Source organism: Nitratireductor alexandrii (assembly GCF_004000215.1).
Lineage (GTDB): Bacteria > Pseudomonadota > Alphaproteobacteria > Rhizobiales > Rhizobiaceae > Mangrovimarina > Mangrovimarina alexandrii.
Genome location: NZ_RBVY01000003.1, coordinates 36,172 through 58,355 on the forward strand (window position 1 = coordinate 36,172; position 22,184 = coordinate 58,355).

Here is a 22,184-nt window from a genome sequence, read left to right on the forward strand (position 1 = left end):
CCTCACCGGCGGCGCACCGCCTCCTTCAGGGCCGGTATCCGCCGATCGCGAGCGGATTGTCCTCCAGCGCGCGGCGATCGGGGGTATCGATCCCCGGCCGCTCCGCGAAGGCGTCGAACAGGCGGCGTACATAATCCTGCGGCACATCCTTGGTGATCAGCACCAGCCGTGTCCCGCGCCTGTCGTCGGGCCAGGCGGCAAGCCGCACCGGCGGATGCAGGAAGCGCCGCACGCCGTGAATGACCAACGGCCGCTCCGGCTCCTCGACCGTCTCGACGATGCCCTTCATGCGCAGCAGGCCTTCGCCATGCGTGGAACGCAGGAGGTCGAGGAAATTGGCCACCGCCGCGAAGGCGATCGGCCGGTCCAGCGTGAGCGAAAACGTCTCGAAACGATGATCGTGCGCATGGTGGTGATCGTGCCCGTCGTCGGCGTGGTCGTGGTGATGATCATCGGCCGCGACCGCGCGCAGCCATCGTTCGACATCGACGCTCTTGGTCGAGGGGTCGTAGAGCCCGCAATCGAACAAGGATCCGACATCCGCCTCGCCGCCGGCCGCATCGAGCACCGGCGCGCCGGGATTGAGCCGCGCCAGCCGCGCGCGCAAGGACGCCACCGCTTCGGCGGAAGCCAGGTCCGACTTGGTCAGCACGATCCGGTCGGCCACCGCGACCTGGCGCACCGCCTCCTCATGCGCGTCGAGCGTGGCCTCACCGTTGAGGGCGTCGGCGACCGCGATCACGCCGTCGAGCCGATAGGCGGCCAACAGCGCCGGATGCGCCATGATCGACTGCAGCACCGGGCAGGGGTCGGCGAGCCCGGTGGTCTCGACGACGACGCGCGCGAGCGGGGCCAGCCGACCGGTCTGCACCCGGTCGGCGAGATCGGCCAGCGTGTCGACCAGTTCCCCGCGCACGGTGCAGCACAGGCAGCCGTCGGACAGTTCGATGATGCCGTCGGAGGCCTGCTCGACCAGGAGATGGTCGATCGGCACGTCGCCGAACTCGTTGATGATGACCGCGGTTCCGGCCATGTCCGGCGCCTTCAGGAGCCGGTTGAGCAACGTCGTCTTGCCCGCACCGAGAAATCCGGTGAGCACGCTGACGGGAACGGGCTGGCGGGGAGCGTTCTGCGGGTCCATGTCCAAGCCGCTATTGCACCGCCGTTTGCGTTGCCGGCTTGTAGTCGGGACGCGGCGTGGGAATGGGCACGTTGGCGTATTCGACCGCCGCCGCCGGCGATTTCGGACCCGTCGCGCCGCCGAGACCGACGGCGACCAGGCGCGGCTCGCGATCAAGATCGCGGATATAGGGCGAGCGGATGATCATGCTGCCGTCCTCGTCGCGGTTTTCGGCTCGCTGCTTGCGCGCTTCCTCGGTGCAGATCACCGGGCGCATGTTCGTCGCCTCGGCGAGCATGCCGCCGCCGACCGGCAGCGCGGCCAGCGACGAGGCGAAGGATTGGTTGCGTTTGAACCCGTCCTCCAGCAACTGCGCCGCCTTCTCGGCCCGTTGCGAGACCGACGCTTCGCCGACCAGCACGGCGATGATCGTGCGCCCCTCGCGAGTCGCCGAGGCCACGAGATTGAAGCCGGCCGGACAGGTAAAGCCGGTCTTCATGCCGTCGGCACCGTCGAACCGGCCGATCAGCGTGTTGTGGTTGGGCAGCTTCACCTTGCCGGCCGCCAGCCCCTCGATCGCGAAATAGCCGACATTTTCGGGAAATTCCCGACGGATCGCCAAGGCCAGCAACGCCATGTCGCGTGCCGTCGTGTATTGTTCGTCGTCGTGCAGCCCGTGCGCATTGACCCAGTGCGAACCGCTCATGCCCAAACGGCGCGATTCCGCATTCATGCGCGTGGCGAAGGCCTTTTCGGACCCGGCGATGCTTTCGGCGATCGCCGTGGCGACGTCATTGGCCGACTTGACCATGATGATCTTGATTGCGTTGTCCAGGGTCAGCACCGAGCCGGGCTTGTAGCCCATCTTGCTCGGCGGTTCCTTGGCCGCGTTCTTGGAGATCGTCACCGGCGATTTCAGCGTCACCTCGCCGGCCTTGATGGCGCGAAAGGCGACATAGGCCGTCATCAGCTTCGACAGCGAGGCCGGATACCAGCGCCGGAACGCCTCCTCCTGGGCCAGTACCTTGCCCGACTTCAAGTCGACGACGATCGAAGGCCCCGCCTGTGCCGGCGATGCCGTCCACACCATGGAAGCCGCCAGCAGCCACGCGGGATTTACGAGACGCCTCGCCCAATTCCGTGTCGATTTCACTATGGCCTCTCCAGGGATTTGCGCTACCTTCGCCCGGTCCCGATAGGCCCGCAAGGCGGAACGGGACGCCTGGCCGAGCGTCGGCGGGTCTTATTTAGCGCATGTGACGCCATGATGGCAAAGCCGGCCGGGACCGGCGCGACGGGGCGGATTTGCGCCTTGATGTGGAGTGGGAGCCTAAGGAATGCCAATACTCAACCGCGCGGCCGAGCTTCAGGAGGAAGTCAGTGGATGGCGGCGCCAGCTGCACCGCAGGCCGGAGCTGAATTTCGACCTGTTCGAAACCTCGACCTTCGTGGCCGACAAGCTGCGCGAGTTCGGGTGCGACGAGGTCGCCACCGGGATCGCCAAGACCGGCGTCGTCGGCCTCATCCGCGGGCGCCTGGGCGACGGGCCGACGATCGGGCTGCGCTCCGACATGGACGCGCTGCCGATCAACGAGGCGAGCGGCGTTCCGCACGCCTCCGAAACCCCCGGCAAGATGCACGCCTGCGGCCATGACGGCCATACCGCCATGTTGCTCGGCGCGGCCAAATACCTGACCGAGACCCGCAATTTCCACGGCACGGTGGCGGTCATCTTCCAGCCGGCGGAGGAAGGCGGCGGCGGCGGCCGCGTCATGGTCAAGGAAGGGCTGATGGAGCGCTTCGGCATCGAGCGCGTCTTCGGCATGCACAATGCGCCGGGCCTGCCCGTCGGCCAGTTCGCCACCCGGCCCGGACCGATCATGGCCTCGACCGCGGAATTCACCATCACCATCAAGGGCAAGGGCGGGCACGCCGCCTTTCCGCACCAGACGGTGGACCCGATCGTCGTCACCAGCCGGATCGTCGGCGCCATGCAGTCGATCGCCTCGCGCAGCGCCGACCCCGTCGACGCGCTGGTCGTCTCGGTGACGAAATTCCACGCCGGCGACGCCTACAACGTCATTCCCGAAACGGCCGAGATCGCCGGCACGGTGCGCACGCTGCGTCGCGAGACCGCCGACCTGGCCGAAGAGCGCATCCGCGCGCTGGTGACCGGCATCGCGGTGGCGAGCGGGGCGGAGGCGAATATCCACTACGACCGCAACTATCCCGTCACCTTCAACCATGCCGAAGAGACCGATTTCGCCGTCGACGTGGCGCGCGACGTCGCCGGCGACGCCAAGGTCGACCCGCAGATGCCCGCGATGATGGGCGGCGAGGATTTTTCCTACATGCTGGAAGCTCGGCCCGGCTCGTTCATCTTCGTCGGCAATGGCGACACCGCCAATCTCCACCACCCCGCCTACGACTTCAACGACGAGGCGATCCCGCACGGTATTTCCTATTGGGTGCGGCTGACGGAAAAGGCGCTCGCGGCCTGAAGCGGGGCCTGCGCCGGTTGGCGCGGGCTGCCGCTGACGCCACAGCGGATGTTCGAGCTCCATCGCAGAACCGGAAGCACGGCGGCGGCGATGCTATGGCCGATACCGGCATGGCCAAAACGCGGTTGGCGAAGCGGCGCGAAACCGCTATGAGGGCGGCGGGGTCCCGTAGCTCAGCAGGATAGAGCATCAGATTCCTAATCTGAGGGTCGCAGGTTCGAATCCTGCCGGGATCACCAGTTTCTCAAGGTCAATTCCGGACGCGGGGCGGCGTCCCGAGCCGCTGGGGACGCGATTACGCGGCGCCGCAGATTTCAGAGAAGGGTCGCGGTCAGTTGATCGTCATGACGACGGCGTCATCGTCGTCATTCCGCGCCGGCGCCACCGGACCGAGCTCCAGATGCCATGCCGCCGGAAGTCGCTTCTCTTCCAAAAAGCGCTTGATCTCGCCCGGGCATTCGCAAGCCGCCTTGGCGGCCAGAAAGGCGCTGTAGGGAATATTCCGGGACTGGGTCTGCATCGCAACCTCCTCCTTGCCCGGCATTGAAGCCGCAGAAATTGGCCGAAATCTGACAGACACTAATTTTTCGTGAACGCGGTGTCCGGCGGCGCGACAGGCGCTTTTCCGGCGCAAACGGTCCGCCGGACCGACTGTGGATTTCATCGCGTTGCAACAAAACCGTAGCCGGACTGTCATGCGCTGCCGATAGGCGATTGGCTGAAAGTGCTGGAACTTTCGCCAACCCAATTCAGGGAGAGCCTCATGAAGCCCTTTGGTATCGCCGCGGGTCTCGCGGCCGGACTGTCGCTCCTTTCCGCCAGTTCCGCCTTTGCCGTCACCGAGATTTCCTGGTGGCACGCGATGGGCGGCGCGCTCGGAGAGACCGTCAACGAGATCGCCACCAATTTCAACGCCTCGCAGGACGAGGTCGTTCTGACCCCCGTGTTCAAGGGCACCTACGAAGAGGCGCTGACCGCCGGCATCGCCGCCTTCCGCGCCGGCGAACAGCCCAACATCCTCCAGGTCTTCGACGCCGGCGCGGCCACCGTCATCGGCGCCAAGGGCGCGGTGAAGCCGGTCCAGGATCTGCTCGAGGGCGCCGGCGCGTCCTTCGATATCGAGGACTACATCTCCGGCGTGCGCTATTTCTACGCCGACAGCGACGGCAAGATGATCGGCATGCCGTTCAATTCGTCCGCGCCGATCATGTATTACAACACCGAGGCCCTGGAAAAGGCCGGCGTCGAGGCCCCCAAGACCTGGGAAGAGTTCGAGCAGATCGCGCCCAAGCTCAAGCAAGCCGGCTACATCCCGCTGGTGCAGTCGCATCTGCCGTGGGAATTCACCGAGAATTTCTTCTCCCGCCACAACCTGCCCTTCGCCACCAACAACAACGGTTATGACGGCGCCGAGGGCACCAAGCTGCTGGTCAACACCGACGGGCTGAAGATGATGTTCGCCAAGCTCGCCGCGTGGAAAGAGGACGGCCATTTCGAATGGTACGGCACCGGCTGGGGCGACAACCAGACCCCCTTCGAGCAGGGCAAGGTCGCGCTGTGGGTCGGTTCGTCGGGTTCCTTCGGCGGCCTGACCAAATCGGCCGCCATGCCGTTCGGCGCCGTGCCGCTGCCCTATTGGGAAGCGATCGCCGGCGAGGAGGGCTACCAGACCTTCATCGGCGGCGCGGCGCTGTTTGCCATGGCCGGCAAATCCGAGGAAGAGAACAAGGCGACCGCCAAGTTCTTCGAATACCTGACCTCTCCCGAGGTGCAGCTGATGTGGCACAAGAGCACCGGCTACGTGCCGATCACCAACGCCGCCTATGAGCGCGCCAAGCAGCAGGGTTATTACGACGAGGTGCCGCAGGCCGAAATCGGCATCCAGCAGCTCAACATGAAGGCCGGCGAGTGGACCAAGGGCTACCGCATGGGTTTCTACGTCCAGATCCGCGACGTGATGAACCGCGAATACGGCAAGCTGTTCACCGGCGAGACCACCGTGGACGAGGCGTTCAAGACGATCGAGGCCGAAGGCAACCAGCTTCTCGAGCGTTTCGCCAAGACCGGTAGCTAAACAACGGCTCCCTTCCCGATAGCGGGGCGCATCCGGCAGCGGCTGCGCCCCTTCCTTTCCCGGCAACGGAGTCCCGCGCCATGGACAAGGTCCGGTTCGGCCATTCGATCGTGCCCTATCTGTTCCTGCTGCCGCAGATGGTCGTCGTTGCGGTGTTTTTCTACCTGCCCGCCGGCGAGGCGGTGCGCTCGTCCTTCTTTCTCGAGGATCCTTTCGGCTTCAGCGCGACCTTCGTCGGCCTCGACAACTATGCCGATGTGCTGTCGAGCGCGGAATATCGCCGCGTGGCGAGCTTCACCGTCTGGTTCACCGCGCTCGTCGCCTTCTTTGCGCTCGCCATCGCGCTGCTGCTCGCCGTCAAGGCCGACGCGGTGCTGCGCGGCGCCAAAACCTACCGCACGCTCCTGATGTGGGTCTACGCCATAGCGCCCCCGGTCGCCGGCCTGCTCGGCATTTTGTTGTTCGACCAGCATGTCGGCCCGTTCGTCGCCATCGCGTCCTGGTTCGGCTGGAACCTGCGCATCGGGGTCAATTACTACGACACCGCCTTTGCCATGATCGCGACCGCGGTCTGGTACCAGGTGGCGGTCAACTTCATCTTCTTTCTGTCCGGCCTGCAGTCGATCCCGCGCGCGGTGCGCGAGGCAGCCCTGATCGACTGTCGGTCTGGCCTGCGGCGGTTTTTCACCGTGACGCTGCCGCTGCTGACCCCGACCGCCTTTTTCCTGCTGGTGATCAACATCACCTACGCGCTGTTCGACACGTTCGGGCTGATCGACCTGATGACCAAGAACGAACCGGGCAACAACCCCGTCACGCTGGTCTACAAGGTTTTCCTCGACGGGTTCCGCGGCAACGATCTCGGCGGCTCCTCGGCGCAGTCGGTCATTTTGATGATCGTCGTCTTCGCACTCACCGTCGTGCAGTTCCGCTTCATGGAACGCCGCGTGCATTATGCGTGAGGCCCAGATGAGCGACGCCGTTTCCACCGCCCGGCCGCTTGCGCCTGCAAGCCACAGGCCGGCCTTCAAATGGGGCCCGGTCTTCGACCACGCCATCCTGATCGCCGGCGCGGCCTTCATGCTCGTGCCGGTCTTCCTCGCCTTCATGACCTCGACCCACGACGCCGTCACGATCCACACCGGCGGCGTTCAGGCGCTGCCCGGCACCAGCCTGGTCGACAATTACGCGACCGTGATGTTCGACGGTCTCGGCTTTTCCGGCGCGGTCAACGGCACCACGATGATGCTCAATTCGATGATCCTCGGCCTGGGTTTCGCCGTCGGCAAGATCGTGCTTTCGATGATGGCCGCCTACGCGATCGTCTATTTCCGCTTTCCCCTGGCCGAATTCGCCTTCTGGGCGATCTTCGTCACCCTGCTCCTGCCGCTCGAGGTGCGTATCCTGCCCTCCTACGAGATCGTGCAGTCGATGGGACTGATCAACACCTATACCGGCCTGATCGTGCCGCTGGTGGCCTCGGCGACAGGAACGTTCTTCTTCCGCCAGTTCTTCAAATCCGTGCCCGACGAGCTGATCGAGGCGGCGCGCATCGACGGCGCGGGGCCGCTGAAATTCTTCCGCGACATTCTGCTTCCGCTCAGCCGCACGATGATCGCCGCCATCTTCATCATCATGTTCGTCTACGGCTGGAACCAATATCTGTGGCCGACCCTGATCACCACCAACGAGGATTATTTCACCCTCGTGCGCGGCATCAAGCAGATCATCCAGGTCTGGGTCGGATCGCAAATTCCCGAATACGGTCAGGCGATGGCGCTCGCCGTCCTCGCCATGCTGCCACCCGTCATCGTCGTGGTGGTGTTCCAGAGCTGGTTCATCAAGGGCCTGACCGAGAGCGACAAATAGGAGCAACATTCATGGCCCGGCTGCATATCGACCAGGTTTCCAAGATCTATACCGGCACCCAGCGTGCCGTCGACACGGTGTCGATCGACATCGACGACGGCGAATTCCTCGTGCTCGTCGGTCCGTCCGGCTGCGGAAAGTCGACGCTTTTGCGCATGATCGCCGGGCTCGAGGCGATTACCGAAGGGGCGATCACCATCGGCGAGCGCGTCGTCAACGATCTCGACCCGGCCGAGCGCGACATCGCCATGGTGTTCCAGAACTATGCGCTCTATCCGCATATGAAGGTCTACGACAACATGGCCTACGGCCTGCGCAACCGCGGCATCGCCAGGGACGAGATCGACAGGCGCGTGCGCGAAGCCGCGACCACGCTCGAACTGGGCCCGCTTCTGGAGCGCAAGCCGCGCGAACTGTCGGGCGGCCAGCGCCAACGCGTGGCCATGGGCCGGGCGATCGTGCGCAACCCGGCCGCCTTCCTGTTCGACGAGCCGCTGTCCAATCTCGACGCCAAGCTGCGCAGCCATATGCGCGTGGAGATCAAGCACCTGCAACGCTCGCTCGGCATCACCTCGGTCTACGTGACCCACGACCAGCTCGAGGCCATGACGCTGGCCGACAAGCTGGTGGTCATGAACGCCGGCAAGGTCGAGCAGATCGGCGCGCCGCTCGACGTCTACGAACGACCGGCAAGCACGTTCGTGGCAAGCTTCATCGGCGCGCCGGCCATGAACCTCATCCCCTTCTCGGCCCTCGGCGACGACGGCCGGCTGGGCCTGCGCGACGCGGCGGTGGCCACGATCGGCTTCAGGCCGCAGGACGTTATCGAGGTCGCCAACGACAATGAGGACGGCGACGGCCTGTCGTTGCGCTTTGTCGTCGATGCCGTCGAGCCGGTCGGCTCCGAAAGCTTTTTGCACGGCAAGGTCGGCGCCGAACGCGTTGTGGTGCGCATCGACGGGCGGGCGCCGCATCGCGAGGGCGACAGGGTCGGCATCGCGGTGCCGTCCGAACGGCTGCATGCCTTCGACGCCGACGGCCGGCGGCTGGACGATTGGCGCGCGCCGATCGGCACCGACACCGCCAAGCCCAAAATCCGCGCGCGCTGATTGGGGGTCGCGGAAGCGGCGCACATGCGGTAGGAAACGGAAGGATCCGTCAGACTCCTTCCGTTTCGAGACCGCCATGCCCAACCCACTCTACGATGCCCTCTTTCGCCCGCATGAGGGCAGCGACCGGCCGTTCCTGATCCTCAAGACCGGAGAGCGGCTGAGCTACGGCGATTTTCTGGCGATGACGGCCCGCTTCGCCCATGCGCTGCGCGCAGCCGGCGTCGAGGTCGGCGACCGCGTCGCGCTGCAGGTGGCGAAATCGCCGCAGGCGCTCGCGATCTATGCCGCCTGCGTGGCTTCCGGCGCGGTGTTCCTGCCGCTCAACACCGCCTACACGGCGGCCGAGGTGGAGTATTTCGTCACCGACGCGCAGGCAAGGCTCCTGATCTGCGACCCGGCGGCCGCGGCAACGCTGGCGCCGGTCGCGGAAGCCGCCGGCGCGGCACTGGCGACGCTCGACGCCGATGGCGGAGGCAGTTTCGCGGCCGCCGCCGACGGCAAGCCCGAGCGCTTCGAGCCGGCGGGGCGCGAGCCCGACGATCTGGCCGCCTTTCTCTATACGTCAGGCACCACCGGTCGCTCCAAGGGCGCGATGCTGACCCAGGACAATTTGCTGTCCAATGCGCGGGTGCTGGTCGACTATTGGCGCTTTTCGGCCGACGACGTGCTGTTGCACGCTTTGCCGATCTTTCACACGCACGGCCTGTTCGTCGCCACCAACGTCATGCTTCTTTCGGGCGGCGCGATGATCTTTTTGCCCCGGCTCGACGTCGACGACCTGATCGCCGGCCTGCCGCAAGCGACGGCGATGATGGGTGTGCCGACATTCTACACCCGCCTGCTCGCCGATCCGCGGCTGACGCGGGATCTGGTCGCCCATATGCGGCTGTTCATCTCCGGCAGCGCGCCACTCCTCGCCGAAACCCACACCGCCTTCGAGGCCCGCACCGGCAAGCGCATCCTCGAACGCTACGGCATGACCGAAATCAATATGGGCACCTCCAACCCGTATGAGGGCGAGCGCCGCGCCGGCACGGTCGGCTTTCCCCTGCCCGGCACGCGACTGCGCATCTGCGATCCGGAAACCGGCAAGGCGCTGGCGCAAGGCGAGATCGGCGTCATCGAGGTGCACGGGCCCAACGTCTTCAAGGGCTATTGGAACATGCCGGAAAAAACCCGCGCGGAGTTCCGCGCCGACGGCTTCTTCATCACCGGCGATCTCGGCACGATCGACGCCGACGGCTACGTCACCATTGTCGGGCGCGCCAAGGACCTGATCATCTCCGGCGGCTACAACATTTATCCCAAGGAGATCGAGCTTGCACTCGACGAACAGGAGGCCGTGGCCGAATCGGCCGTGATCGGCGTGCCGCATCCCGATCTCGGCGAGGGTGTCGTCGGTGTCGTCACCGCCAAGCCGGGTACCGCCGTCGACGCGCAGGCCCTGCTTGACGGCCTGGGCGACAGGCTGGCGCGCTTCAAGAAGCCGCGCCGGATCGTCGTCGTCGACGACCTACCGCGCAACACCATGGGCAAGGTTCAAAAGAACGTGCTGCGCGAGCGTTACGCGACGATTTTCGCGGCCTGATCCGGGTCCGAAACCGCCCGCCCTGCGTCTGCGTCACCGGGCCAGAACGTCGTCCCAGTCGGGATGATGGCGCTTGAATTCGTCGGCAACGAACCAGCAGCGCGGCACGATCGTCCTGCCCGCCGCCCGCGCGTCGGCGACCAGCCGTTCGACCAGCGCCTCGGCGATGCCCTGCGCGCGATAGGGAACCGGGACGAACGTGTGGTCGGCCTCGATCACTCCCTCGCCGAGATGACGCCAGGTCAGGCGCGAATCCTCGCCATTGGGCATGGCGACGACATAGTGCCCGCCGGCCTGCGTTTCCGCCGCGTGGATGGGCAGTTGGGTATGGTCCATCACGTCGCCTTTTTCAAAACATCCGCCCATTCGGGATGCCGGCGGAACTGCGAGGCCGCGAACGGGCACAACGGAATGACCGTCTTGCCTGCGGCGCGCGCGTCCTCGACCGCCCGCGCAACGAGCCGCGCGCCCACGCCCTGGCCGCGAAAACTGTCGGGAACGCCGGTATGATCGATGATGATCTGGCGTGTTCCGATCTTGGAAAAGGTCAGTTCCGCCTCGTCCCCGCTCTCACCGCGCAGAACATAGCGTCCTTTCGAGTCCGTCTCCTGGAGTTCGATGTCTTGCGACGGCTCGGTCATGACCGGGGCTCCCTGGCAACGAATGGGCTGATCAACAGGCTTTCTGATCTCGAACTGCGAAGGATGGATCGTATCCGTCCTCGCGACGATACATGGTGGCATCACCGCGGGCCGTCTGCAAACGGCTTTCCGACCGGTTGATCCGCAACCGGCCGACAGAGCGGGTCGGAACGTCGAAACGGATCGAATCGCCTTGACATGCGTTTGCCGTTCTCTTCTCTGGTTCTAGCGGCATCGGAAGATCATGCGCATAATCGCCCTCTTGAATCGCGGCGGCGGCACGCTCCGCACCACCGACCTCGACGCCCTGGAAGCGCATTTGCGCGAGGCGATGCGGGTGGGCGGCCACACGATCGAGCTTCGCTACATCGAGGGCGAGGAAGTCGGCCGCGAACTCGAGGCGGCCGCCGGGAGCCCGGATCATGACGCTGTGCTGGCAGGCGGCGGGGATGGCACGATCTCGGCCGCGGCCGCGGCGCTGATGGGCTCTGGCAAGACGCTGCTGGTGTTGCCGGCCGGAACGATGAATCTCTTCGCCCGCGCGCTCGGCCTGCCGATGGACCTGCACAAGGCCGTCGACGCGCTGGCAAAAGGCGTCGCGCGCGACGTCGATATCGCCACCGCCGACGGCCGACCGTTCGTGCACCAGTTCTCGGTCGGTCTGCATGCGCGCATGGTGTTGATGCGTTCGCGCTTGGAATATGCCTCGCGACTGGGAAAGATGCTCGCCTCGCTGCGCGCGGCATTCGCCGCCCTCGCCAAACCCTCGACCATAGAGGCCGAACTGGTCATGGGCGAGACGGTGGTCCGCGCCAGAACGCCGGGCATCGGCATTTCCAACAACCTGTTCGGGGACGGTCCGCTGCCGATCGCCGAAAAGCCGGATGGCGGGCTGCTCGGCATCTATATTTTCCGCACCGCGCGGCGTCTGGAGATCGCCCTTCTGTTCGTCGCCATGATGCTCGGTCGCTGGAAGGAGATCGAAACCGTCGACATCCACCAGTCGGAAGAGGTTGTGCTGCGCGTCCGCTCGCGGCGCCGCAATCAGACCTGCTTGATCGACGGCGAACTGGTTCCCGCCAGCAACGAAACCAGGCTGCGCATTCACCCGAAAGCGTTGCGCGTCTTGGTTCCCGCCGACAACGAGCCCTAGCAAACGCAGCCGCGCGCATCAATCGCAGGCGGATCGCTCAAAGCTCAGCCGACATGTTCGACCCGCGCGCCGGTGTCGGCATCGTAGGCCTCGCCCCACCACTCCACGCCGACCCAGGCCACGCTGGCAAGGATCAGAGCGACGATTAGAACGATCAGCACGCGAAGGCCGCGACGGCCTTGACGGGCGTTTTCTGGATCAAGCGGAGTTGGCATGGGTCCTGTCTTTGTCCTCCTGGAACCTTTCGTGGGCGGCAGCGATCGCCGCGGCACGCCACGACTTCGCTCCCGATCCTAGAAACGGTTCGGGCGCGGTATCGTTCCAAGACGGGTCAGGACGGTCTCACCGAACCTCTAAATCTCGTCGTCGGAAAACGGCTCGTCGTCATCGTCATCGATGTTTTCGCGATAGATCGCATAGGCCGCGATCGCGGCAAGCGGAATGGCGACCTGCCCGACGAGACTGCGCGAACGGATTATCGACGGCAGCGCCGCAAGCGCCGCCGTCATGGCGAAGGACTTGATCTGCTCGGCTCGTTTTTCCTCCGCGCGGCGGCGCATCTGCAGGCCGACGATCATGCGGTGCACGATCAGGATCAGGCCGGCGAGCACGATGAAACCGACGCCGAAGCCGGCCGTGGTGTAGAGCGCCCCGTAACGTTCGGACACGAAGATGAAGGCGGCGGCGAGCAAAAAGCCCAAGCCGAGCAGCAGCGCCGCACCGGCAAGCGCAAAATCGATCAAGGCCCGACGGAACCGCCGCGCCGCCCGCTTGGCATCGAGACCGGCGAGCATTTCGATGGCCGATTTGAGCATGGGGTGCAGCCCGAGCCTCAGCGCCGCGCGATCAGGGCAAACAGGAACCCGACACCGGCGGCGATCGCCAGCGAGGTGACCGGCTTGCGACGCACATTGTCCACCAGCTGGGTTTCGATATCCCTGGCACTGGCGCGCAAATCGTCGAGTGCGGCCTCGCCCTGCTCGCGCAGATGGTCGCGCCCGCTGGCCGCCGCCTTGCGCGCCGCTTTCGCCGAACGTTCGCCCGAACCCGCGAGTTGCGCCTTGACGGCCGCCAATTCCTCTTTCAACGCCTCGATCTGCGCTTCGAATTCCGCCTGTGCGTCGGTCTTGCCGGCGGCCGCCGATTTGGCGCTTGCGGTCCGTGCAGCGTTCATGTCTGTCTCCCTGTCTGGTTCATGCGTGGCCTGGACCGAACGCATACAGCCGACGGTCGTTCCCGAAAATCGTCTCGGCCATGAAAATGGGTTTCATCGACCGAGTCCAGCCGCAATCTTATCCCATGCCCGATCGACGCGCGCCCGCGTCATGCGGCCCGAACGGGCCGTCATATTGTGCCGGCGTGAGTGCGCTATTTGACATAGGGCGGAACCGAAGGGCGCTAACATCGTTTTCCAGGCACGAAAGGAACGCGCCATGGAACACATTGCCGCCTTACTTCTCGTTATCGGATGTTCCGGTAACCTCGGCGATTGCCGCGAGATTCCAGTCGACGTCCCGATTTTTGAAACGCGGGAGGAATGCCGTGACGCCTTGCGCGAAGTCCCCGAAACGGGCAATCAGGAAACGCCCCGGATCATGGCGACATGCGTCAATGTCGATCCTGCCCTGGTTTACGATGACGCCGAGCTGGTCTGGCATGTCGATGCCGACGGCCGTCTCGAAGCCGCGCTGGAGCAAACCGACGTCCTAACGGCGTTCAATACCCATCGCGCGAGCGAGGGGCTTGCAATCACGCAGGATTTCTGAAGCTATCACGTTGGCATCACACTGATGCAGGGGCGAGGATCCGAAGGGACATCAGCGTAGAATGGAGAGAATGGAATGAAGAAATTCTTGCTAGTCGCGGCGGCGGTGGTGGCACTAGCCGGCTGCACCACCACTGAGCGCGACGCAGCGCTGGGCGGCGCTGCCGGTGCCGCGATCGGCGGGCTGGCAACGGGCACGGCGTCGGGCGCCGTCATCGGCGGTGTCGCCGGCGCGGCGACGGGCGTCTTGGTTAGCAAGGCGACGCGGCGCGGATGGTGCGTGTACCGTGATCGTCGCGGCCGTCTCTACGAAGCCCGTTGCCGCGGCCTTTAAGGCTTGCCCGGCACGACACTCGCGAATCGGCCGCGTGGTAACGCGCGGCCGGTTTTTTCGTGCATAAACCGCCTTTCGACACCATAGTCCGCCCGGTTCAGGCCACCGCGCTCAGCGCGCCGGGTCCCGGCGTGGCGCCGGCCGGGCATTTTCCCAGAATGATCATGCCCAGCACCTCGTCCTTGGTGACGTCGTCCGTGCTGGCCGTCCCCACCACCTGCCCGTTCTTCATCACGCATACCCGGTCGGCGAGGTCGAACACGTCGTGGATGTCGTGGCTGATCAGAAAGATGCCGATCCCCTCGGATTTGAGCTGCTTGACCAGGTCGGCGACCTGGGCCGTTTCCTGCGGGCCGAGTGCTGCCGTCGGCTCGTCCATGATCAGGATGCGCGCGTTGAACAGGATCGCCCGCGCGATCGCCACCGACTGGCGTTGACCGCCCGAAAGCGCCTTGACCGGATCCTTGAAACGTTCGAAACGCGGATTGAGCCGTCCCATCACCTTGCGCGCCTCCGCCTCCATGGCGACGTCGTCGAGCGTGCCCCAGGGCGTCAGGCGTTCGCGGCCGAGGAACAGGTTGGCGGCGGCGTCGACATTGTCGGCAAGCGCCAGCGTCTGGTAGATCGTTTCGATACCGTAATGCTTTGCGTCGCGCGGGTTGTTGATCGCCACCGGCTTGCCGTCGACGCGGATCTCGCCGGCGTCGCGCTTATAGGCCCCCGACAGAATCTTGATCAGCGTCGACTTGCCCGCGCCATTGTGGCCGAGCAGCGCCATCACCTCGCCCCGATGCAGATCGACGGACGCGTCGTCCACGGCGCGGATGCCGCCGAAGGCGATCGAAATATTGGTCAGTTCGACCAGCGGGGTTTGCGTTGCGCTCATCGTCCCCTCCTACTGAACCCGGCGCCGATAAAGCGTATCGAGCCATACCGCCACCACCAGCACGAGCCCGACCACGATGTTTTGCAACGGCGTGTCGACGCCGAGCAGCACCATGCCGGACTGGAGCGACTGCATCAAAACGGCGCCCAGCATGGCGCCGGCCACGGTACCGGCGCCGCCGGCGAGCGACGTCCCGCCGATCACCGCGGCAGCGATCACCAGAAGTTCGTCGAGCGTGCCCTGGGCGTTGGTGGCGGCATTGAGGCGCGCGGTCGAGATCGCCGATCCGATCGCGGCCAGCGCGCCCATCAGCATGAAGATCTTCATCACCACCCAACGCGTGTTGATGCCGGCCAGCTCCGCGGCCTCGGGATTGCCGCCGATCGCGAAAACGTAGCGGCCGAAGCGGGTCCGCGTGGCGACGAAGGTCATCACCACGCCGGCGCCGAGCGCGATCAGCACCGGAATCGCGATCCCGTGGGCTATGAACACGTCTTCGGGCACCGGCAGGCCCTGGCCCTCGAAATGCCGGCGCACGATGCCGATCGGCCAGGGATAGGAATTGACCACCCAGACGGCGCCGAGGATCAGCGCCGCGCCGACGGCGCCGAGAAAGATTTCGGCCCAGACCGGCCGCAGCGGAAACGCGAAGCGTTTGCGCTGGATACGGCCGTTGACCAGCACCAGCATCAGCGCAACACAACCGGCAAGTCCGATGATCCAGCTCCATGTCGCGCCGATCGAACCGGCCGGACCGCCGCCCATCAGCCGGAACGTTGCATCCATCGGCGCAACGGTGCGCCCGCTCGTGACCCACCAGGCCGCGCCGCGCCAGACAAGCAGACCACCGAGCGTGACGATGAAGGCGGGCACGCCCAGATAGGCGATGACGAAGCCCTGCAGGCCGCCGATCAGCGCGCCGACGCCGATGCCCACCGCGAGCGCGATCACCCAGATCCAGGGATTGCCGAAATCGAGGCTTTGCGGCAGCAGCTCCGCCTGCACGACGCCCATCACCATGCCGACGAAGCCCAGGATCGAACCGACCGAAAGGTCGATATTGCGGGTGACGATCACCAGCACCATCCCGGTCGCCATGACCGCGATCGACGAGGATTGCACCGACAGGTTCCAAAGATTGCGCGGCGTCAGGAACAGGCCGCCCGACAGGAAATGGAAACCGACCCAGATCAGCACCAGCGCACCAATCATGCCGAGCATGCGCGTATCGAGTTCGGTCGCCTTCAAGAAGCCGGCCACGGGACCGGCCTCGGTCGTGCGGGCTCGGTCGGCCGATGCCGCCGAAGTCGCTTCGGACATCGTTTCCTCCCCATTGTCCTCGGGGCCGTCACCGTCTGCGCGGCGTTATGTTGGGAAGACTAGAGCAAAGCCGGATCGGATTGAACCGCTGCGGTCGATCCCGCCCTGCTTCGAGGCGTGCCGCGATGCCCCTCGCATCGCGGCACGCAAGCCAGCCGGCGTATCAGCCGCAGACCTCGAGCTGGCCGGCGGGAACGCCCTGGCAGACCACGTCCTTTTCCACCCAGCCCGCGTCGATGACGACGTCGAGATTGTCTCTGGTGATCGGGATCGGCGCCAGGAAGACGGCGTTCATCTCCACGCCGTTCGGCCCGCCGGACCATTTTTGCGCGTCGGGAATGTCGGCCATCGCCGTGCCTTCCGCCATCATCGAGGCGATTTCGGCCGCAGCCTTGCCGAGTTCGCGCGCATCCTTCCAAACCGAAACGGTCTGCGTGCCCAGGGCCACGCGGTTCAGAGCGGCATGGTCGCCGTCCTGGCCGGAAACGGGTACCGAACCGGCCAGCCCCTGCGCATCGAGCGCGGCGACGACACCGCCGGCCGTCCCGTCATTGGAAGCCACGACCGCGTCGACCGCGTTGTCGTTGGCCGTCAGGATCTGCTCCATGTTCTTCTGCGCGTTGGCCGGCAGCCAGCCATCCGTATAGGCCTCGCCGACATTCTTGATCTTGCCGGCATCGATCGCCTCTTTCAGCACTTCCATCTGGCCGGAAAACAGGAAATCCGCATTCGGGTCGGCCGACGAGCCCTTGATGAAGGCGTAGTTGCCTTCCGGCTTCACTTCGAAGACCGCGCGGGCCTGCATGCGGCCGACTTCCTTGTTGTCGAAGGTCAGGTAAAAGGCCTCCGGATTTTCGATCAGGCGATCATAACCCACCACCGGGATGCCTTCCGCGACCGCCTTTTCGACCGCCGGGCCGATGGCTGAGGCGTCCTGCGCCAAGATGATCAGCGCGTTGGCGCCCTGCGCGATCAGCGCCTCGACATCGGTCAGCTGCTTGGCGGCAGACGATTGCGCGTCGGCCGAGATATAGGTGTCGCCGGCGGCCTCGATCGCCGCCTTCATGGCCGCTTCGTCGGTTTTCCAGCGTTCTTCCTGAAAGTTCGACCAGGACACGCCGATGGTCTTGTCCTTGGCCAAGGCCGCGCCGGAAATCGGCAGGGCGAAGGCGGCGCAGCTCAGCGCCAGAGCCAGTCTGTTCATGTTTTCCTCCCGGGTGCATCGTGCACGTTATTGGCCGGAACGGTGCGAGCGGCCCGGCCGCCACCTCTATTAATTCGAGGCTCGAAAAAAATAGTGACCCACCCGGAAAGCTGTGTCAAGATGATTTTCGGGCGCCTAACGTGTTGCAATGCAACATGGATTTCCTGCAAAGCTGTCGGGACGCCCAAGGGAGGAAGACGCCGCATGACGGCGATCGCACGTTCGGACGATGTGCGCCGGCAGAACCGGCGCCTGGTGCTTTCGGTGCTCCGGCGCAGCGAAAAGCTTTCGCGCACCGAGATCACCGCCCGCACCGGCCTGAGCCCGTCCACCGTTTCCGCCATCACCTCCGACCTGCTGTCGGACGGCATCCTGTGCAAGCTTCGCGACGGCGACGCGACAGCCACGCGGCGAGGCCGTCCCCAGGTCGCCCTCGGCCTCAACCCCGACGCGGCGGCCGTGATCGCCGTCGTCTTGTCGCTCAACGCGCTGTCGGCCGCCCTGATCGACTATGCCGGCGACGTCATCGTCAGCGAACAGGCGCGGCTCGACACGCTGGCGATGTCGGGCGAGGAGATCGTCGCCAGTGTGCGCGCCATGGTCGGCACGCTGGTCGACGAGGCCACCTATCGCGACATGCACGTGCCGCGGATCGCCGTCGCCTTCCAGGGCATCACCGATGCCGGCGCACGCACGCTGCTGTGGTCGCCGATCACGCGCGAGATCGACATCCCGCTCGGCGACGCGCTCGAGAACGCATTCGGCATTCCCGTCACCGTGGAAAACGACTGCAACATGATCGCGGTCGCGCTCAACGCGAAGGACCCCGGGCACTATGGCGACAATTTCATCGCCATCCTGCTGTCGCACGGCCTCGGCATGGGGATGATGGTACGCGGCGAACTGTTCATCGGCACCAAGTCCTCGGGCGGCGAATTCGGTCACATGAACCATGTCCCCGACGGAGCGCTGTGCCGGTGCGGGCGACGCGGATGCATCGAGGCCTATGCCGGCAATTACGCCATCTGGCGCGCGGCCCGCGCTCTGGGCGACGACACGCCGCCGGCCGCCGATATCGCCGACGCCGACATGGCCGCGCTGGCGGCCGCCGCGCGCGCCGCCGACGGACCGGAGCGCCGCGCCTTCGATGCGGCCGGCCGGGCGATCGGCTTCGGCCTCGGCAGCCTGTTCGCCATCCTCGACCCGGCACCGGTGGCAATCGTCGGTCAGGGCGCGCTGGCCTTCGACCTGATCCGCACGCCGATGCTGGAGGCGCTGGCCAAGACGGCCGGCGGCCAGCACCACTCCATTCCGAGCTTCTACACCGACCCCGACGAAATGCCATTGATCCGCGCCGGCTGCGCCATGCGCGCCCTGACCTTCGTCGACCGGGAAATCTTCGCGCGCGGCGCGGCTTCGCCCGCGGCCGGCGTCGGGCGGGCGGTCGCATGACACGCGGCGGCCTCACGCGCCTCGTCTTTGCCGCCCTCGCCGGCCTTCTTGCCGCACGCCCGGCGACCGGGACGGAACCCTGGGCCGAGCGCGTCGTCACCCGTCACGTCGAGCAGGCGTCACTTGCCGGGCGGCTCGAGCGCGACGCGCTTGCCCGCCTGCGCGCGGCGGGCGCGCATCTCTTCACCGGACGCTTCACCGCACTCGACGGCGTCGGCCGCCCGCTCGCCACCCAGGCCATCATTCCCACCAAGCGCAAGCGGCCGCCCGAAACCGCGTTCAGCCGGACGTCGGGCATGGATTCCAATGCCTGTTCGTCTTGCCACAACCAGCCGGTTACGGGCGGCGCCGGCGATTTCGTCGCCAACGTGTTCGTCTCGGAAGGGTTCGAGAGTTTCGATTTCGATTCCACCGATCCGCAGTTTTCCAACGAGCGCGGCACCAATCACCTGTTCGGCGCCGGGCTGATCGAGCTCCTGGCGCGCGAGATCACCGCCGAACTGAAGGCGATCCGCGGGGACGCTCTCGCCGAGGCGCGTGCGACCGGCGCGCCGGCGACCCGTGCGCTTGCCGCCAAGGGCATCGATTACGGCACGATCACCGCGCATCCCGACGGCATGCTCGACCTGACGGGCATCGAGGGCGTCGACGCCGATCTGACGGTCAGGCCGTTCAGCCAGAAGGGCGTCATGACGTCGCTGCGCCAGTTCACCGTCAACGCGCTCAACCATCATCACGGCATGCAGCCGCAAGAGCGTTTCGGCACGCGCTGGACCGGCGAGCGCGACCATGACGGCGACGGTCATGACGACGAGATCAGCGTCGGCGACGTGTCCGCGCTCGTCGCCTGGCAGGCCGGCCTGCCGGCACCGGTGCGCGCCGTGCCCGAAGAGGCCGCCTGGCGCGCGGCCGCCGCCCGCGGCGAAACGACTTTCGCCGCCATCGGCTGCGAGACCTGCCACAAGCCGTTCCTGCCGCTGGCCTCGCTCGATTTCGCCGATCCCGGCCCCGACGACATGGCCGGCACGCTGCGCACCGGCGATGTCGAGAAAGGCGCGATCTACGACCTTGCCCTGCTCGAATGGACCAAACGCCTGCCGCGCAACGACAAGGGCGAGATCATGGTCCCGCTGTTCGGCGACCTGAAGCGCCATCGGATCGCCGACCGCCAGGTCGCCGTGCTCGGCAACGAGCTGCTCGCCCAGCGTTTCGTGGAACGCAACGTCTTCATGACGGCCGAATTATGGGGCGTCGGCTCGACCGATCCCTACGGCCATCGCAACGACCTGCCCTCGCTCGATGTCGTGATCCGCGCCCATGGCGGCGACGCGCGCGCGGCGCGCGACAATTACCTCGCGCTTGGCGAAACCGAGCGCAGCGCCCTGATCGCCTTTTTGAAGACCCTGGTGATCGAGCCGGCGCGGGTCACGCCATGACCGCCCGGTCGCACCCCATTCTGCGTCTCGCGCGCCGGGCCGCGATCGCCGCGGCGTTTTGGCCGGCGCCGCTTTCCGCCGACGAGGCCCTGCGCGACCCGACGGGCGACGTGCCGGTGATGGAGGAGCAGGCACGCGCGGCAGGGCTCGTCCACGCCTATCGCGGTCCGTGGGAATTCTTCGTCGGCGGCGGCGCGGCGGCACTCGACTGCGATGGCGACCGCCTGCCCGATTTGTTCGTGGCCGGCGGCCGCGAACCGGCCCGGCTCTACCGCAACCGCAGCACGGCCGGCGGCGCGCTGCGTTTCGACGAGACCCCGCTCGGCCTCGATCCGGACGACCTCGACAAGGTGCTCGGCGCCTATCCGCTCGATATCGACGATGACGGCCACCAGGACCTCGTCGTCCTGCGGCTCGGCGAAAACCTGATCCTGAAGGGCCGACCGGACTGCGCCTTCGAAAAGGCCAATCGCGCCTTCGCCTTCGACGGCGGGCGGGCCTGGACGACGGCCTTCGCGGCGAGCTGGGAGGAGGGCCGGCGCTTTCCCACGCTCGCCTTCGGCAATTATGTCGACCGCAACGCGCCCGGATCGCCCTGGGGCACCTGTCACGACAACCGGCTCCACCGGCCCGGCGCCGGCCCCCGGCCCGACTATGCCGCCGCCAGCGCGCTCAGGCCCGGCTATTGCGCGCTGTCGATGCTGTTCACCGACTGGAACCGCTCGGGAACGCCGGCGCTGCGCATCACCAATGACCGGCATTATTATCGCGGCGGCCAGGAACAGCTCTGGCGCGTCGAGCCCGACCGACCGCCGCGCGCCTATCGCAAATCGGAAGGCTGGCAGCACCTGACGATCTGGGGCATGGGCATCGCCGAGGGCGACCTCGACGGCGACGGCTTCCCCGAATACGCGCTGACCTCGATGGGCGACACCAAGCTGCAAAAGCTCTCCGAAGAGGCAGACGAGGACGAGCCCGCCTATGTCGACATCGCCTTCGAAAAGGGCGCGACCGCTCACCGCCCCTACGCCAGCGACGATTTGAAACCGTCCACCGGCTGGCATTCCGAATTCGCCGATCTCAACAATGACGGCCTGCTCGACCTCTTTATCGCCAAAGGCAATGTCGAGCGCATGCCCGACTTCGCCGCGGTCGATCCCGACAATTTGCTATTGGGCCAATGGGACGGCACCTTCGTGGAGGCCGGCCACCTGGCCGGCATCGACCGGCCGACCAAGGGGCGCGGCGCGGTCGTGACCGATTTCAACGCAGACGGCATGCTGGACTTGGCCGTCGTCAACCGCGAGCAGAACCTGTCGCTGTTCCGCAATCGCGGCGCCAGGACGGCGTTCGGCACAAGGCCGATGGGCAATTTCCTGGCCGTGGAGCTCAGCCAGCCGGCCCCCAACCGCCACGCCGTCGGCGCGCTCATCTCGGTCAAGGCCGGCAACAACACCTATAGTCGCACGGTACAAGTCGGCGGCGGCCACGCCTCCGGCCATGCCGGCTTCGTCCATGTCGGGCTCGGCACCGCCGAACGGGCCCAGGTGCGCATCAAGTGGCCGGACGGCGAATGGAGCGCGCCCTACCGGGTGTTCGCCAACAATTTCGTGCTGATTGCGCGCGAGGCCGACGCGGCGCGCTACTGGTATCCGCCCGAGGCACCGCACGCCGACACGGCTCGGCGCAAGGACGGCGACAGCTGGAAGGCCGGCAGCGCGCGGTGACA

23 protein-coding genes and 1 tRNA gene are annotated in these 22,184 nt (G+C 66.1%); 13 read left to right on the forward strand and 11 right to left on the reverse strand.

The window, feature by feature from the left end:
* Window positions 1-25 precede the first annotated feature (25 nt).
* Window positions 26-1,141, reverse strand: coding sequence for a CobW family GTP-binding protein (locus EP380_RS06805; protein ID WP_127597614.1), 1,116 nt, complete (start codon window positions 1,139-1,141; stop codon window positions 26-28).
* 10 nt (window positions 1,142-1,151) lie between these two features.
* Entirely contained in the window at window positions 1,152-2,210 is a 1,059-nt protein-coding gene (locus EP380_RS06810; protein ID WP_127597616.1) for a D-alanyl-D-alanine carboxypeptidase family protein, read from the reverse strand.
* A gap of 247 nt (window positions 2,211-2,457) precedes the next feature.
* On the opposite strand from EP380_RS06810, the gene EP380_RS06815 reads away from it, so the two are divergent.
* Both EP380_RS06815 and EP380_RS06820 read left to right on the forward strand, forming a co-directional pair.
* Window positions 2,458-3,621, forward strand: coding sequence for a M20 aminoacylase family protein (locus EP380_RS06815; protein ID WP_106573267.1), 1,164 nt, complete (start codon window positions 2,458-2,460; stop codon window positions 3,619-3,621).
* Between the two features lie 162 nt (window positions 3,622-3,783).
* A tRNA-Arg gene (locus EP380_RS06820) sits at window positions 3,784-3,860 on the forward strand.
* Between the two features lie 92 nt (window positions 3,861-3,952).
* Here the strand turns inward: EP380_RS06820 and EP380_RS06825 are convergent.
* Window positions 3,953-4,165 (reverse strand): hypothetical protein, encoded by a 213-nt coding sequence (locus EP380_RS06825; RefSeq protein ID WP_106573268.1) that lies wholly within the window; start codon window positions 4,163-4,165, stop codon window positions 3,953-3,955.
* Window positions 4,166-4,384: 219 nt separating this feature from the next.
* Between EP380_RS06825 and EP380_RS06830 the strand changes: the two genes are divergently transcribed.
* The 5 genes from EP380_RS06830 (at window position 4,385) to EP380_RS06850 (ending at window position 10,264) form a co-directional block, all read left to right on the forward strand.
* A complete protein-coding gene (locus EP380_RS06830) occupies window positions 4,385-5,695 on the forward strand; it encodes an extracellular solute-binding protein (protein ID WP_127597618.1) in 1,311 nt (436 codons plus the stop codon).
* A gap of 80 nt (window positions 5,696-5,775) precedes the next feature.
* Window positions 5,776-6,657, forward strand: a complete 882-nt coding sequence (locus EP380_RS06835) for an ABC transporter permease subunit (protein WP_127597620.1) — start codon at window positions 5,776-5,778, stop codon at window positions 6,655-6,657.
* A 7-nt stretch (window positions 6,658-6,664) separates the two neighbouring features.
* Window positions 6,665-7,564 carry a sn-glycerol-3-phosphate ABC transporter permease UgpE gene (gene ugpE, locus EP380_RS06840; RefSeq protein WP_106573324.1) on the forward strand — a complete coding sequence of 300 codons (900 nt, stop codon included), beginning with the start codon at window positions 6,665-6,667 and terminating at the stop codon, window positions 7,562-7,564.
* Between the two features lie 11 nt (window positions 7,565-7,575).
* Entirely contained in the window at window positions 7,576-8,673 is a 1,098-nt protein-coding gene (ugpC, locus tag EP380_RS06845) for a sn-glycerol-3-phosphate ABC transporter ATP-binding protein UgpC (RefSeq protein ID WP_127597622.1), read from the forward strand.
* A 76-nt stretch (window positions 8,674-8,749) separates the two neighbouring features.
* Window positions 8,750-10,264: a malonate--CoA ligase gene (locus EP380_RS06850; RefSeq protein ID WP_127597624.1), complete on the forward strand. Its 1,515-nt coding sequence runs from the start codon at window positions 8,750-8,752 to the stop codon at window positions 10,262-10,264.
* 33 nt (window positions 10,265-10,297) lie between these two features.
* On the opposite strand, the gene EP380_RS06855 is transcribed toward EP380_RS06850, so the two are convergent.
* Together EP380_RS06855 and EP380_RS06860 are read right to left on the reverse strand one after the other, a co-directional pair.
* A complete protein-coding gene (locus EP380_RS06855; protein WP_106573273.1) occupies window positions 10,298-10,600 on the reverse strand; it encodes a GNAT family N-acetyltransferase in 303 nt (100 codons plus the stop codon).
* On the reverse strand, window positions 10,600-10,905 hold the full coding sequence (locus EP380_RS06860; protein ID WP_106573274.1) for a GNAT family N-acetyltransferase: 306 nt from the start codon (window positions 10,903-10,905) through the stop codon (window positions 10,600-10,602). Before EP380_RS06860 ends, EP380_RS06855 begins: the two co-directional genes overlap by 1 nt.
* 244 nt (window positions 10,906-11,149) lie before the next feature.
* Here EP380_RS06860 and EP380_RS06865 point away from each other — a divergent pair, with 244 nt between their 5' ends.
* Complete coding sequence (locus EP380_RS06865; protein WP_127597626.1) at window positions 11,150-12,058, forward strand: diacylglycerol/lipid kinase family protein; 909 nt, start codon at window positions 11,150-11,152, stop codon at window positions 12,056-12,058.
* Between the two features lie 44 nt (window positions 12,059-12,102).
* On the opposite strand, the gene EP380_RS23520 is transcribed toward EP380_RS06865, so the two are convergent.
* The 3 genes from EP380_RS23520 to EP380_RS06875 all read right to left on the reverse strand — a co-directional run bounded on the left by EP380_RS23520 (window position 12,103) and on the right by EP380_RS06875 (window position 13,232).
* Window positions 12,103-12,273 (reverse strand): hypothetical protein, encoded by a 171-nt coding sequence (locus tag EP380_RS23520; RefSeq protein WP_164749786.1) that lies wholly within the window; start codon window positions 12,271-12,273, stop codon window positions 12,103-12,105.
* A 138-nt stretch (window positions 12,274-12,411) separates the two neighbouring features.
* Complete coding sequence (locus tag EP380_RS06870; RefSeq protein WP_127597628.1) at window positions 12,412-12,873, reverse strand: hypothetical protein; 462 nt, start codon at window positions 12,871-12,873, stop codon at window positions 12,412-12,414.
* 17 nt (window positions 12,874-12,890) lie between these two features.
* Window positions 12,891-13,232, reverse strand: coding sequence for an ElaB/YgaM/YqjD family protein (locus EP380_RS06875; RefSeq protein WP_106573278.1), 342 nt, complete (start codon window positions 13,230-13,232; stop codon window positions 12,891-12,893).
* Between the two features lie 259 nt (window positions 13,233-13,491).
* Between EP380_RS06875 and EP380_RS06880 the strand changes: the two genes are divergently transcribed.
* On the forward strand, window positions 13,492-13,824 hold the full coding sequence (locus tag EP380_RS06880; protein ID WP_238719766.1) for a hypothetical protein: 333 nt from the start codon (window positions 13,492-13,494) through the stop codon (window positions 13,822-13,824).
* Window positions 13,825-13,899: 75 nt separating this feature from the next.
* Window positions 13,900-14,157 carry a glycine zipper domain-containing protein gene (locus EP380_RS06885; protein WP_127597631.1) on the forward strand — a complete coding sequence of 86 codons (258 nt, stop codon included), beginning with the start codon at window positions 13,900-13,902 and terminating at the stop codon, window positions 14,155-14,157.
* 97 nt (window positions 14,158-14,254) lie between these two features.
* Here EP380_RS06885 and EP380_RS06890 read toward each other — a convergent pair whose 3' ends face one another.
* From EP380_RS06890 to xylF, 3 genes are all read right to left on the reverse strand, one after another.
* The gene (locus tag EP380_RS06890; RefSeq protein ID WP_106573280.1) at window positions 14,255-15,043 is read right to left on the reverse strand and encodes an ATP-binding cassette domain-containing protein; all 789 of its coding nucleotides are present in this window, start codon (window positions 15,041-15,043) and stop codon (window positions 14,255-14,257) included.
* A 9-nt stretch (window positions 15,044-15,052) separates the two neighbouring features.
* On the reverse strand, window positions 15,053-16,363 hold the full coding sequence (locus EP380_RS06895) for a sugar ABC transporter permease (RefSeq protein WP_127597633.1): 1,311 nt from the start codon (window positions 16,361-16,363) through the stop codon (window positions 15,053-15,055).
* A 163-nt stretch (window positions 16,364-16,526) separates the two neighbouring features.
* Complete coding sequence (xylF, locus tag EP380_RS06900) at window positions 16,527-17,567, reverse strand: D-xylose ABC transporter substrate-binding protein (protein WP_106573282.1); 1,041 nt, start codon at window positions 17,565-17,567, stop codon at window positions 16,527-16,529.
* Window positions 17,568-17,771: 204 nt separating this feature from the next.
* Here xylF and EP380_RS06905 point away from each other — a divergent pair, with 204 nt between their 5' ends.
* Genes EP380_RS06905 through EP380_RS06915 form a run of 3 tightly spaced genes read left to right on the forward strand, consistent with a single transcriptional unit; the run spans window position 17,772 to window position 22,182 of the window.
* Window positions 17,772-19,019, forward strand: coding sequence for an ROK family transcriptional regulator (locus EP380_RS06905; protein ID WP_127597635.1), 1,248 nt, complete (start codon window positions 17,772-17,774; stop codon window positions 19,017-19,019).
* Window positions 19,016-20,455, forward strand: a complete 1,440-nt coding sequence (locus EP380_RS06910; RefSeq protein ID WP_127597637.1) for a cytochrome c family protein — start codon at window positions 19,016-19,018, stop codon at window positions 20,453-20,455. The genes EP380_RS06905 and EP380_RS06910 overlap by 4 nt, the downstream gene beginning before the upstream one ends.
* The gene (locus EP380_RS06915; RefSeq protein ID WP_127597639.1) at window positions 20,452-22,182 is read left to right on the forward strand and encodes an FG-GAP-like repeat-containing protein; all 1,731 of its coding nucleotides are present in this window, start codon (window positions 20,452-20,454) and stop codon (window positions 22,180-22,182) included. The genes EP380_RS06910 and EP380_RS06915 overlap by 4 nt, the downstream gene beginning before the upstream one ends.
* The last annotated feature ends 2 nt before the right edge of the window (window positions 22,183-22,184 follow it).